Annotated in this window: 14 protein-coding genes; all 14 read right to left on the bottom strand. The window is 34.2% G+C overall.

The window, feature by feature from the left end:
• Positions 1-28: 28 nt before the first annotated feature.
• The 14 genes from abc-f to LLA01S_RS10715 all read right to left on the bottom strand — a co-directional run bounded on the left by abc-f (position 29) and on the right by LLA01S_RS10715 (position 11,749).
• Positions 29-1,579 (bottom strand): ribosomal protection-like ABC-F family protein, encoded by a 1,551-nt coding sequence (abc-f, locus tag LLA01S_RS10660; RefSeq protein WP_061778294.1) that lies wholly within the window; start codon positions 1,577-1,579, stop codon positions 29-31.
• 110 nt (positions 1,580-1,689) lie between these two features.
• A complete protein-coding gene (locus tag LLA01S_RS12650) occupies positions 1,690-1,851 on the bottom strand; it encodes a hypothetical protein (protein WP_011675863.1) in 162 nt (53 codons plus the stop codon).
• 272 nt (positions 1,852-2,123) lie between these two features.
• Positions 2,124-2,885 carry a (S)-acetoin forming diacetyl reductase gene (locus LLA01S_RS10665; protein ID WP_014572820.1) on the bottom strand — a complete coding sequence of 254 codons (762 nt, stop codon included), beginning with the start codon at positions 2,883-2,885 and terminating at the stop codon, positions 2,124-2,126.
• Positions 2,886-2,919: 34 nt separating this feature from the next.
• Positions 2,920-3,561, bottom strand: coding sequence for a zinc-binding dehydrogenase (locus LLA01S_RS13670; RefSeq protein ID WP_311735774.1), 642 nt, complete (start codon positions 3,559-3,561; stop codon positions 2,920-2,922).
• Between the two features lie 9 nt (positions 3,562-3,570).
• Positions 3,571-3,990 (bottom strand): alcohol dehydrogenase catalytic domain-containing protein, encoded by a 420-nt coding sequence (locus LLA01S_RS13675; protein WP_014572822.1) that lies wholly within the window; start codon positions 3,988-3,990, stop codon positions 3,571-3,573.
• A gap of 226 nt (positions 3,991-4,216) precedes the next feature.
• The gene (locus LLA01S_RS10675) at positions 4,217-5,461 is read right to left on the bottom strand and encodes an FtsW/RodA/SpoVE family cell cycle protein (RefSeq protein ID WP_011835464.1); all 1,245 of its coding nucleotides are present in this window, start codon (positions 5,459-5,461) and stop codon (positions 4,217-4,219) included.
• A 211-nt stretch (positions 5,462-5,672) separates the two neighbouring features.
• Positions 5,673-6,278, bottom strand: coding sequence for a TVP38/TMEM64 family protein (locus tag LLA01S_RS10680; protein WP_011675860.1), 606 nt, complete (start codon positions 6,276-6,278; stop codon positions 5,673-5,675).
• On the bottom strand, positions 6,275-6,706 hold the full coding sequence (locus LLA01S_RS10685) for a CvfD/Ygs/GSP13 family RNA-binding post-transcriptional regulator (protein ID WP_011675859.1): 432 nt from the start codon (positions 6,704-6,706) through the stop codon (positions 6,275-6,277). The genes LLA01S_RS10680 and LLA01S_RS10685 overlap by 4 nt, the downstream gene beginning before the upstream one ends.
• Before the next feature lies 1 nt (position 6,707).
• Complete coding sequence (locus LLA01S_RS13400) at positions 6,708-7,298, bottom strand: peptidylprolyl isomerase (RefSeq protein WP_014572825.1); 591 nt, start codon at positions 7,296-7,298, stop codon at positions 6,708-6,710.
• A gap of 99 nt (positions 7,299-7,397) precedes the next feature.
• A complete protein-coding gene (locus LLA01S_RS13405) occupies positions 7,398-8,204 on the bottom strand; it encodes a Cof-type HAD-IIB family hydrolase (RefSeq protein WP_061778295.1) in 807 nt (268 codons plus the stop codon).
• 70 nt (positions 8,205-8,274) lie between these two features.
• Complete coding sequence (locus tag LLA01S_RS10700; protein WP_021165122.1) at positions 8,275-8,904, bottom strand: LuxR C-terminal-related transcriptional regulator; 630 nt, start codon at positions 8,902-8,904, stop codon at positions 8,275-8,277.
• A 27-nt stretch (positions 8,905-8,931) separates the two neighbouring features.
• A complete protein-coding gene (locus tag LLA01S_RS10705; protein ID WP_014572828.1) occupies positions 8,932-9,930 on the bottom strand; it encodes a sensor histidine kinase in 999 nt (332 codons plus the stop codon).
• Positions 9,927-10,556 carry a cell wall-active antibiotics response protein LiaF gene (gene liaF, locus LLA01S_RS10710; protein ID WP_061778296.1) on the bottom strand — a complete coding sequence of 210 codons (630 nt, stop codon included), beginning with the start codon at positions 10,554-10,556 and terminating at the stop codon, positions 9,927-9,929. Before liaF ends, LLA01S_RS10705 begins: the two co-directional genes overlap by 4 nt.
• Positions 10,557-11,227: 671 nt before the next feature.
• Positions 11,228-11,749, bottom strand: a complete 522-nt coding sequence (locus tag LLA01S_RS10715; RefSeq protein WP_232035039.1) for a hypothetical protein — start codon at positions 11,747-11,749, stop codon at positions 11,228-11,230.
• Between the last annotated feature and the right edge of the window lie 697 nt (positions 11,750-12,446).

Here is a 12,446-nt window from a genome sequence, read left to right on the forward strand (position 1 = left end):
AAAATCACTCTACTTTTATTTTTTAAAATTAGGTATCTTTTAGATTAATAATTTGATTAGAAACTTTTTCAACAAAGGCTTGGTCATGTTCAACTAAAAGCATTGTCGGCTGACTATTTTCCAGAAGTTGGGCAATCTGTTCATGATTAAAAACATCAAGATAATTAAGAGGTTCATCCCAAAGATAAAGCTCTGCTTCTTGCGACAAACTGCGAGCTAATTCAACTTTTTTCTGTTGTCCTTGACTCATTGTTTCTATTTTTTGCGTAAACTGCTTCCGCTCCATGCCTAGCTTTCTGAGGTTGGAAAGAAATAATTCATAATCCAATTGATTTTCGGTAGCAAAATCTTTTAGATAGCCACGATTATCATAAATCTGACGAACAAATGATATTTTTATTCCTTGCGGAAGTTGAACAAATCCGTTGCGCTCTCCAGAAAAATTTCCAGATAAATATTTGATAATACTTGATTTCCCTTGACCGTTTGGTCCGACAATTGCTGCAATTTCTCCTACTTTCAAGGAAAAATCAATTGGTTGAAATAGTATTTTTTTATCAAACGCCAAGGAAAATTTTTCAAACTGTATCAGCCTTCTATGGTGTGAGGGTTGAAAATTCATGCCTAGGTGATCAGTTTTTTCGATATTTTTGAGTAATTTCTCTTTATTCTCAACTTCCTGTCCCATTCGCTTTTCAATTGCTTTTGCTCGTTGATTTTGTTTCTTGGCAACTTTTTTATCCACAAAAGTTGCACCAGCAACATTTTCACGTTGATTTGACCAATCTCGTTTTTCCAACGAAGTCCTTTTCAGCCTTGAAATATCTTTACGTAATCTTTCATCTTCAGCAAGTTCAAAATCATCACGCAGTTTTTTTTCTTGCTCATAAGTTGAATAATTTCCTTGATAGAGAATAACTTGTTGACGTTCAATCGCCAAAGTATGGTCACAAACCTCATCAAGAAAATTTCGGTCGTGTGAAACAACAATAAATCCTGATTTTTTCTTGAGATACTGAGCAACGACTTTTCGACTAGCCATATCCAAATGATTGGTTGGCTCATCAATCAAAGGAAAATTCGTTTCGTCCAAAAATAAGATTGCCAATAGACATTTTGTTTGCTCTCCACCAGATAAACTTTCAAAAGGGCGCCATAATACCTCTAAATCAACTTTTAAAAGAGATAATTCCCGTTCTAATTCCCATTGTTCAAATTCGGCCAATTCATTTAAGAGATAAAAGGTCAATTGTGACTTTCTGTCAGTAATATTTACTGACAGACTTTCTATAGAATCCCCCTTATGAGACTCTTGATTTTTTGATTCAGATGATATTTTTTCATCATTTAAATCTTCTTCTGTCAGTAGTTGTGGAAAGTAAACAAAATTTTTATCAGCAATAATCGAGCTATCAGTAATTATTTTTCCCTCTAATAGCTTTAAAAGTGTTGATTTCCCGCGGCCATTTCGTCCAACTAATCCTAATTTCCAGCGGTCATCAATATTTATTTGGGCATGGTCAAAAATTAGGTTTTCTCCATAACCAAAAGTTAAATCTTTAAATTCAATATTTGACATTTAATTCTCCTCCCATCTGTGAGAATTAAGAAATTGAATTTGAGGAGAAATGTCTCAGTAAAACAGATATTTATTTGTATTGCTGAGAATTTCTCTTATTTCTCTGAATCTCAAATTCCCGCTTTTCGTGGAGCATTAATTTTTGCTCCATGCTGATTTTGCTTGGTTGCTTTTACGGCTGTCAGTCCATTTGTATTTTTTTCAGCAAATTGCGGTTTATTTTTCTTAATTTGTTCTAGTCTAGCTTGCATTTCTTTTTGTTTTTGATTCATTTTTTCTCCTTTTATATAAAAAGCTCTTCTCACAACTTAGGTGAAAAGAGCTTTAAAAGACACAAATTCTGGCAAAACACCCAAATTTGAAGCATAATAAAAGCCTATTTTCTCTAAGTTGTGAACGCAACAAAAACACTCGATTTGACGAATATTTTTTAAAGTTCAAAACTTAGATTTTCAATAGACCTTACCTCATTCATTTATTTAAAATAATTATAGCATAAAATAAAAAGAACTGTCAAGATAAAAACTTGACAGTTCTTTTTTGATTAATGAAATTGCATTCCACCATCAACAATAATTGTTTGACCCGTAATATAATTAGAATCAGGACCAGCAAGGAAAGAAACCACATTGGCCACGTCCTCAGGCTCTGACAAACGTTTCATCGCGATATCTTTGGCAAAAGTCTGCATGCCCCATTCGTCATCTTTACCTGCATTTTTACCCACTTGATGTGCAATATCAAACATCATTGGTGTTTTAACAATCCCTGGTGCATAGGCATTAACTGTAATTCCTTCTTCTGCTAGATCGCGAGCGGCAATTTGTGTCATTCCACGAACAGCGAATTTTGAAGAAGAATAAAGCATTAGGTTAGGATTCCCAACGACACCTGCTTGCGAAGTTGCATTAATAATCTTACCACCATGACCTAGTTTACGGAAAAGTGCTGTGGCTGCCTGTGTTCCCCACAAAACTCCACCAACATTAATATTATAAACTTGATGAAATTGTTCAGGAGTAATTGTTTCAATCGGAGTGGTTGGGGCAATTCCTGCATTATTTACTACTACATTCAAATCACCAAATTTTTCAACAACAGCTTCTAAAGCGGCAACTACTTGGTCACGGTCAGAAACATCTGCTCTAAGAGCAAATGATTCGCCACCAAGTTCCTTAGCTGCTTGTTGAGCTGTTTCTTCATTGTAATCAATGATTGCGACTTTAAACCCATCATTATATAAACGTTTTGCGATAGCAAAGCCAATTCCTTGACCTGACCCAGTAACTGCTGCAACTTTAGACATCTTTATTTCTCCTTTAAATGAGTGAAATTTATATTTATAGACCTTTTCCAGTTGGTGAAACTAAAGTCTTAACTGCTGTTTCATTGTGATGAATCAAAGTATCAAAACCTTTATCAATCAGGTCATCTAAGCCAATTTTACCTGTAATAAATTGATTCAATTTAATCTTACCAGTTGCAACTAAATCAATGGTTTTAGGATGAGTATTATTATAAGCAATAGTCCCTAAAAGATTAGCTTCTTTAATGACTAATTTTGCCATGTCAACACTAGCTGCTTTACCCCAAATTGCAACGATAACAACTGTTCCACCCATGCGAATAGAATTTAAACACGCATCAAATCCTGGTTGAACAGAAGTACATTCAAAAGCAGCATCAACTCCTTTTTCATTAATTTGATGAACTTTTTCCTGAATATCATCTTCAATTGGATTAAAGAAATAATCAGCAACTTCTGCTTCTTGAGCTTTTTTACGACGCAAACCACTAGGCTCACTAATAATTACTGTATGCCCTTGAGCTTTGGCAACTGCAGCTGTCAAAAGTCCGATTGGACCAGCTCCAACAACGAGTACCGTACTCTTTTCACTCAAATTGGCACGTTCAACAGCATGATATCCCACAGAAAGTGGTTCAATTAGTGCTGCTTCATCTAATGGTAAATAGTCAGGAATTTTATGTACTCAACGTTCATCAACTGAAATTTTTTCAGCCAGACCGCCGCCATTTCCGCCCAAACCAATAAAGTTTGATCCTTCTGAGAGATTGTAATGTCCAGTTTCACTTGTATCAGTACCTTCGGGAACGATATAAGGTTCAACAACAACATGGTCACCTACTTTGAGACCACTTACCCCTTGACCTACAAAGTTTACAATACCAGACATTTCGTGTCCGAGAGTAACTGGTGGAACTTCACCTGTAATAGGATTTGGATGTTCTGCTGATGGACAAAAAATTGGTCCATCTAAAAATTCGTGCAGATCTGTACCACAGATTCCACACCAAGCCACATCTATACCTACTTGACCAGTTTTTACTGCTGGTTCATTAATTTCTTCAACGCGAATATCTCCGCGATCATAAAAACGTGCTGCGCGCATAAAAACGCCTCCTCTGAATAGGATGGTTGTCGTTTCAGGCAATCAATAGTATTTAATTTTGAGATTTCTCTCACAAATTTATTTTATCATTTATTTTTAAAATTTACAAAAAATTAAAGCGTTTTCTAGCTTGCTATATAAGACTTATAGACAGATTTGAGGTAATAAAAAAACTACTAACATTTCTGCTAGTAATCTTCATTTTTTATAAGAAGCTAAGAATTTTTTAAGTTCTATTTCTACGACGATTTTTACGACTATCTCCCTTGACTGGAATCTGTCTTTGTTCTCTGACGAATTCTGGGAGCTGATTATATTTCATCGATAGGACAAGTCCTAATCCAATGATATTGGACATCAAAGCCGAACCCCCTTGGGAAATAAATGGTAGAGGGATACCCGTTAATGGAACAACCCCAATAGCAGCTCCAATATTTTCAAAGACGTGGAAAAGAATCATCATGATAATACCGGTTGAAATATAAGTATAAAACTGATTATTTGAGTTAAAAGTCACTCGAATCATTCGATAAATCAACATAAAGTAAAGGAAAATCAAGAATGCTGAACCAACAAATCCGAAATCCTCAGCAATAACTGTAAAAATCATATCTGATTCACGGACAGGAACATTAACATTGGCAACGCCAATTCCTTTACCCCAAAGTCCTCCCACTCCGACAGAAATCAAAGAACGTGCTTGTTGAAGACTGAAGGTTTGCGAATACTCAAAGGGATGTAACCAAGCAATAAAACGATTGACTTGATATTTTGCAAAACTTGTACTTTCAAGAAACTTCTGTCCTTCTGGAGAAGCAACTAAAGCCACAATCCCACCTGCGACTGCTGCTACAAAAAGAAAAGCTGGCGCCAGTATTTTCCAAGAAACTCCAGATACTAAGACAATCCCAGCAAAGATTGCAGCAAATACCAAGAAAGTCCCAAAGTCCTTTTGAAATACTGACAAGATTGCGACAGGAATTGTTTCAAGAATCAAAAGTCCAATTAAGCGAAAATCGTCTTTGAGAACTCTCTTTTTCAAATTGTTTTGGAATGTTACTACAATTCGGGCTGAAAATAGAATGTAGGAAAGCTTCATAAACTCTGAGGGCTGAAATAAATTCCGTCCACCAAAAGCAAGCCAGTTTTTTGCACCTGTTGAGGCATAAGTCGCTCTATCATAGAAGAATATCGGCAAAATCATCAAAATCAGACCTAAAAGATAGAAAAATGGGGTTAAATTCCATAAAAATCTTGAATCCATGTGCATGACTATTAAGGCAACGAAGAGCCCAACGATTACCCAGGTTCCTTGTTGAACTACCAGAGTTGTGGCTTGTGCCGGATGATCGTGACTTACTGCCACATAAAGTGCGTAAAGACCAATTAAAATTAACATAAAGGCTGGTAATATCAGCCCATAATCAATTCTTGAATCAAATGTAAATCTATTTACTTTCTTTTTGTTCAAAACTAGCTCCAGTCAGTTTAATATTGTTTTAGCCTTAAAAAATTTATTTCAAAAAATCACAAATCCCTTTTAATCTGCTAAAACAACTTTAATATTGAGGTGACTTCCCTTTTAAAATCATAAATCCATTCTATTATACAATTTTTTCGAATGATTTGGGCGTTCTTTATCAAAATTTCGACAAAAAAACGCTGAAAACACTTTCAGCATTTTATAAAAAGTGCCCAAGAACATCTCCTCCAAAAATAAGAAGATATGAATAGAGAAGAATTGGTAATGGTTTACATAATAAGATACTCCAAGTGAAGAATTTCCAACTCATTTTTGTTTGACTAGCAATCAAAACTAGAGCATCGTCTGGGGCAATCGGTGATAATATAAGGAGCGCAAATACGATATTAAAGCGCTTTTGTCCTTTATCTAACCAAGCCATGTATTTATTATATGTTTTTTCTTTGACGAAAGTCTTAGCTAGCGAGGAGCCATATTTTTTCCCAAAGTGGAAAAGCAAAAACGAACCCGCAACAATTCCAAAGTAATTATAAATAAATCCCCAAACGGGCCCAAAAATCATGACACCGGCGGCCATTGTGATTCCGCCAGGTATGATTGGGACGATTACTTGTAAAACTTGCATACAAAGGAAAATCAGCGGCCCCAAAAAACGGTGGGCGACAATCAATTGTTGCAAGACGGCTTGATTTTGAAAAGCACCCAGTCGCCACAGATAAACTCCGCCGACAATTGTGGCCACAAAACCTAAGATGGTAATTACATTAAAAACTCGTTTGACATATCTTAATACGTTATCATTCAAAGAAAATCCTCACTTTGGGCATTTTTTTTTGCTTTAAGATAGGCCTCATTTTCTTCAATCCAACTAGGTAGAGAGTGAGCAAGGGTTTTAAAGCCAATCTTGTCTCGTGAATCAGTAAAATGTTTTTTTCGGTAGATATGATGAACTTGTGGATTTTTTTCAAGACTTCGGATTGACAAGCTAATTTTGCCATTGTATTCATCAATATCGATGATTTGGGCCATTATTTTTTGCCCAATTTTAGCAATATCATGGATGCTCTTGACATATCCGGATTGAATTTCAGAAATATGAATCAAACCTTTTTGTTCAATTTTCTCATTGGTTTCTGGATTTTGCAGGAAAAACTTTACAAATGCACCATAATCCTGCATTCCAATGATTTCAACTTCAACAATATCTCCGATTTTAGGACTTTTTTTATCCATTTTATGGCTCGATAATCTCAACTGATTCAATGACAACATCGTCAACTGGTTTATCTTGTGCACCCACACGTACATCTGCGATTTTATCAAGGACTTTGTAGCTTTCTTCATCAACTAATTGACCAAAAACAGTATGTCGACCGTCAAGATGCGGAGTTCCACCATCAGTATATGTTTCTGCTACTTCTTCAGGCCAACCCCCTTGAATAAGTGAGTCCTTTGGATAAGGCAAGTTTTTATTTTGAACGATGAAAAATTGACTACCGTTCGTATTAGGACCGGCATTTGCCATTGACAAAGCCCCACGAAGGTTAAAGAGATCCATTGAGAACTCATCCTCAAATTTTTCACCGTAAATTGAAGAACCACCCATCCCAGTTCCTGTTGGATCTCCTCCTTGAATCATAAAATCTTTGATGATTCGGTGGAAAATCACACCATCATAATAGCCTTCTTTACTGAGTTCAATAAAGTTTTTTACTGTTTTAGGAGCAAGACTATCAAATAATTTGACAGTCATTTTTCCATGATTGGTATTAATAATTGCTGTGGTACTTTTGTAGTTTTCAAGATCAAGTTGTGGGTAAGTCATAATTTTTTAGTCGGCATTTCTATTTAAAAAATGCCTTCCTTTCTTCATAGTTTAAGTTACTGACGAATCTGTCAGTTTTATTTTTTCCTGACAGATTTGTCAATCAATAATTTTTAAGGCTTGTAGGGCTTTTAAGATTCCATCATTTTCGACCGAATCCGTAATATAATCAGCTTTTTTCAAAATTTCTGGATGAGAAACTTTCATCGCAACTGACAAGCCAGCAAAATCAAAAAGTTCACGGTCATTGAGGCCATCGCCAAAATTCAGCATATTTTCAGCTTTCACCCCAAGTTCTTGCAAGACCTGTTGACAGCCAATTGCTTTTGAGCCTTCAAGCGGTACAATATCTGAACTATTTGGATGCCATCGCACAAGCCGAATTTTGTCAGCCAAGTTTTCTGGTAACTTCAACTGATCATCATGATCCGAAATTGTCAACATTTGATAAATTTCTTCTGTTTGATAATAATCAGGATTTTCTTTCAGTTCAGCATAAACTGGACCAATCGCCTCACTTGCGATTTTATCCCATTTTGAAACGCGTAAATTGTCAGCTGCCACAAATGAATACTCACTTTGTTCGGTTCTCAACCAAGCAATTATTTCCTCTACTAAATCCTTGGAAAAAGTATTTTTATATAAAACTTTTTGAGTGCGCGCATTCTCAACATAAGCGCCATTAATGGCCACGTAATAATCAGGTTTCAAGGCACGAACTTCTGGAACAACACCAAAAAGATTTCTTCCCGTTGCAATTCCGGTCATGATTCCTTTTTCATGAAGTTTTTTAAACACTTCATTGATTGATTCAGGCATAAATCCTGAATCTTTAACCCTTAAAGTATCATCAATATCAAAAAAGATAATTTTAATCTTTTGGGCTTTTTCTAATATTTTTTCCATTTATTTTTCACTCTAAATTTATTTGCACATTCTCAATTATATCATATTTCCAACTTGTTTTTCCTCAAGTTTATACTAAATGATGTTGAATGGCATAAATAGTAGCCTGAGTGCGGTCCGAAACTTCAAGTTTATTGAATATATTTGAAACATGTGTTTTTACTGTTTTTAAGCTGATAAAAAGTTCGTCAGCAATTTCTTGATTGGAAAGTCCTGTAGCAAGAACTTTTAGTACTTCTAATTCTCTTTTAGATAAGTCATCATAGAGTTCATGCTTGCGATGCTTTTGTTGGGCAATTTTTTCTTTGACCGCGTCAGACAAAACGTCTTCGCCATTGGCAACTTTTCTGATTGCCATTGCAATTTCTGCGGCTTGTGAAGTTTTAAGAATATATCCTTTTGCTCCTGCAGCCAGAGCTGGAAAAACTTTTTCATCATCAATAAAACTTGTCAAAATCAAAATTTTTCTTTCAGGATTTTTGGCTAAAATTTTCTGAGTTGCCCCAATACCGTCAAGTCTATCCATTACCAAATCCATCAATATAACGTCTGGGTCAAGCATTTCTGTTTTTAAAAAACCTGACTCCCCATCGGCAGATTCACCAACCACTTCAATATCGGGTTGGATATTCATAAAACTTGATAAACCAAGGCGCACCATCTGGTGGTCATCTACAATTAAAAGTTTGATTTTTTCCATTTTATTCTTTCTAAATATCTTTCATTTTTAAAGACTCGGCTTAGCTTTGGGAATAATAATCTCAACAGTGGTTCCCGAACCAGGCGCTGAAATCACTTTAGCATCTCCACCAATTAAAAGCGCTCGTTCTTTAATATTTGCTAAACCATAGCTCGCTGTTTTATCACTCGTTGAAACATCAAATCCAACTCCATCATCAGCAATTTTCAAGAAAATATTTTCTTGGGTTTCTCTTAAAGATACTTCAATGTATTCGGCTTGCGAATGACGCAAAGTATTCGATAAAATCTCCTGAGCCATTCGAAAAAGGTTGTCCTCAATATTACTTGTTGCTTCAATATCAGCCAATTTAACAGTAATATTTGCTGATATTTTTGCTTGCAATTCGTCTGTCAGTGCTGACAAGCCTTCTGCTAAACTCTTACCATCTAATTCTACAGGTCTAAGATGCAATAAGAGCGCCCGCATTTCGTTTTGAGCCGAATGAAGGACTTTCAAAACTAATTGAGTCTGTGTTTCGATTTGCTCTTTACTTAAGCTTTGGGTGGAACCAGCCACCGAAGATAAAATCATCGTTGCTGCAAATAGTTCCTGACTGACAGAATCATGGAGTTCTCGTGAAATCCTTTTTCTTTCTAATTCAATAATTTCAGCCTTGTCAGCAGATTTTTGCTTCGAGAGTTCTTGGAGTTCTGCCGACATATTCATAATTTTATCATGAACAGCTTGTAATTCAGGAGATTCGGGCTGCTGATTTTCTTCTAATAGCTTTATGTCATCTTGAAACTTTTGTTGAATACTCATGTTTTCAACATGATTAAACAAGGTAAAAATCAGCGCAAGTAATCCTGCAACTGATATAAATATCCATAAACCATAGAAATTATCACGAAGTTCTCTAATAATATTAGCGGTATTTAGACCACCCAAAGGTTGTCCACTATTCATCATTATGAATAGAAGAAGATACATAATAAGGATGATACTAAAAACTGCTAAAAAGGTTGTGAAAAGCGATTTTTTCATCCTCTAATCACCTCAATATTTCCTGAGTCAACACGAATATTTATTTTTATCCGTTTTTCTGCCTGATCTAAATTGTCACTAAAATAATGTATGTTACCTGCATTAATTTGTGCTGCCTCATTAAAAATCTTTACAAGTCCAGCATTTGTTGTTAAATCGAGCGCCACTCCCACATCGTCAGGAACAATAATTTTTGTATTACCTGTCATCTTTTTAATAGAAAGACTATTGCCAGAAGGTTTAAAAGTAACATCATCAAGATCAATGATATCATTTTGATTTTCATTCATGACTGACTCAGATTCATCTTGAGAAATATCTTCATAAGAAAAACTTCTTTCTTCTCCTTCTCTTGGATTATTTTTCCAAAAAACGATACAAACAATTGCCGGAAAAACGATGGCTAACCAAAACCAGCCAACTGTGAAGAGAATCATAACTGATATCGCCCAAAAAATGAAACTTATAATGCGTAATACACGCGCACGCGAGCGCGTCGCCAATATCGTAAAGAGGATAGCTAAGGCAAGCACTACCCACATACGCGGTGTACTAATCACATGAAAAATCAATCCTAATACAATAAAAATTTCTATAATAAAGATTGCTTTCAATTTTTTATTCATAAGTCTATTGTATCAAAAAATATAGTAATTTTTATCGGACTTAAGACTTAATTTTTACTTAATTATTAGTGATGAAATATCTGTCAGTCATTTTATCAGAAAAAAACTTTCCTTAGTAAAATTACTAAAGAAAGCTTTATTTATGTTTATCGAATTCCCAAAGCAATACGGGCGTAGCGGCTCATTTTATCTACTGTCCATGCTGGATGGTTTTTGAAAGTTATTTTTTATTTGTTGTTATACCAATGATTATAGGCTAGTAAACTTTAAAAGTCAAGTAATATGTGGCTTGGACTGTCTACTAAATGTACTATAAATCAGATTCTAGAACACTCTTACTCCCTACCTAAACTTGGTTCAAGTCTTTTACGCAAAATATCTTCAATCATTACAATATAACCAGCCTTAGCATATTCTGGAAAATTATCATTCAAAGTAAATCTATGACAAGTAATATTATACTCTCCTACTACTTGTATTGTATCTTTATTTGTTAGTTTCTGAGCGTAATCGGTTCTGCCACTTACTCCAAAATGATTTAAAGTTATGTCTTTTTACTTATTTTATCTCTTATTAAATTCAGAACAAATTTTATTTCAATCTTTGATTTTTTTATGATGACATTCTTATATATTTTGTTAGTTCTAAAAATTTTTTAATATCCTTTTACGTTATTGCACAATACCTTGCTTACGAAGCCAATCCATTTGAACCTCACCTGAAGATGGTTCTCTACCATATTGTTCCTTAAAGTTTTTTCTAAATTCGTCTGCTTCTGCAACAGGATCTGTTGTTTGGTTTAGGTTGTTACTTGTGCTTGCATTTGGAGAAGGAGTAAACTGGTCTGACACTGATTGTTTCAAAAGTAGTTCTTGTTCTTTTTTAGCCTTTTCCTCCTCAGCCAATAGTCTTGCTTTTTCAGTTTCTTCCGCTTGTAATTTTACGATTTGATCTTTTTCTTTTTGGGTTATTACACTAACTTTATTAATTAAGAACTCTATTTTATTTTTATTAAAAATATTTTCCATCTCTTGGTAACTCTTCGCATTGTTCTCAAGTGTAGCAATATTTGACTGAAGTTCGTTTATATTATTAAACCGTACGTCATTATTAGGAATATCTTTCTTATTTATGTTACTTTCGATATATTCATAAACTGCTTTAACATCTTTTTCAATGTATTTAGATTTCAAAGATTGTGCTTCTTTAGTTTTCAGATTCAAATTTTTAATTTTAACAACAGTATTAATAACGCTCTCATTATCGATTGAAATTGAGTTTTGTAATTCATTGATTCTTTTCTTTTCAGTAGTAACTTTGTTCTCATAGACTTTTTGAGCACGAAGTTCTTTTTGATGGTCGATATTTTTTTTATAAAAAATATACCAAAACTTATAATAACTAAAATCACTACAGCAATAACTTTATTTCTGCTTTTCATAATATAACGATATAGTATCTACTATATCTATCTCCTCATTTAATTTAAGCTGTTTAGACTATCACTTAACCAGTTATAAAAATATTTATAGGTTGTCTTAAGTCTTAATTTTTATCAAAATCCTTGCAATAAATAATTATTAAATTCATATTTATCCTGCTTATAACTGCTATTATATAAATATTTTATCACAGAATGCGTAGATTTTTTAACTTTACAATAAAATTATTCTTTTATTGTTTTCTTATCTGAGTATCTAATGTTCTTAATCTAATATTGTATTGCTAAATTGATGAGTGATAGACATCGATAAAAAAGATAATCGCAGTACCTGATATCAGCAATATCAATTTTTGACGTTAATAAACTCTAAATTCTCAAGTACATAGATTAATTCCCAAGTATTATGATTATTATCTTCTCCCCAAACATTTCTCGCAAAATCTTTA

Origin of the sequence: Lactococcus cremoris subsp. cremoris NBRC 100676, assembly GCF_001591705.1 — a bacterium.
GTDB lineage: Bacteria > Bacillota > Bacilli > Lactobacillales > Streptococcaceae > Lactococcus > Lactococcus cremoris.

What these genes read in the sequence shown, in the direction of transcription:
- LLA01S_RS10700 (WP_021165122.1), bottom strand. Translation starts at nt 8,904, where the DNA reads ATGGAAAAAATCAAACTTTTAATTGTAGATGACCACCAGATGGTGCGC.
- LLA01S_RS13400 (WP_014572825.1), bottom strand. Translation starts at nt 7,298, where the DNA reads ATGACTTACCCACAACTTGATCTTGAAAACTACAAAAGTACCACAGCA.
- liaF (WP_061778296.1), bottom strand. Translation starts at nt 10,556, where the DNA reads ATGAATAAAAAATTGAAAGCAATCTTTATTATAGAAATTTTTATTGTA.
- LLA01S_RS13405 (WP_061778295.1), bottom strand. Translation starts at nt 8,204, where the DNA reads ATGGAAAAAATATTAGAAAAAGCCCAAAAGATTAAAATTATCTTTTTT.
- LLA01S_RS13675 (WP_014572822.1), bottom strand. Translation starts at nt 3,990, where the DNA reads ATGCGCGCAGCACGTTTTTATGATCGCGGAGATATTCGCGTTGAAGAA.
- abc-f (WP_061778294.1), bottom strand. Translation starts at nt 1,579, where the DNA reads ATGTCAAATATTGAATTTAAAGATTTAACTTTTGGTTATGGAGAAAAC.
- LLA01S_RS10685 (WP_011675859.1), bottom strand. Translation starts at nt 6,706, where the DNA reads ATGGATAAAAAAAGTCCTAAAATCGGAGATATTGTTGAAGTTGAAATC.
- LLA01S_RS10705 (WP_014572828.1), bottom strand. Translation starts at nt 9,930, where the DNA reads ATGAAAAAATCGCTTTTCACAACCTTTTTAGCAGTTTTTAGTATCATC.
- LLA01S_RS10665 (WP_014572820.1), bottom strand. Translation starts at nt 2,885, where the DNA reads ATGTCTAAAGTTGCAGCAGTTACTGGGTCAGGTCAAGGAATTGGCTTT.
- LLA01S_RS12650 (WP_011675863.1), bottom strand. Translation starts at nt 1,851, where the DNA reads ATGAATCAAAAACAAAAAGAAATGCAAGCTAGACTAGAACAAATTAAG.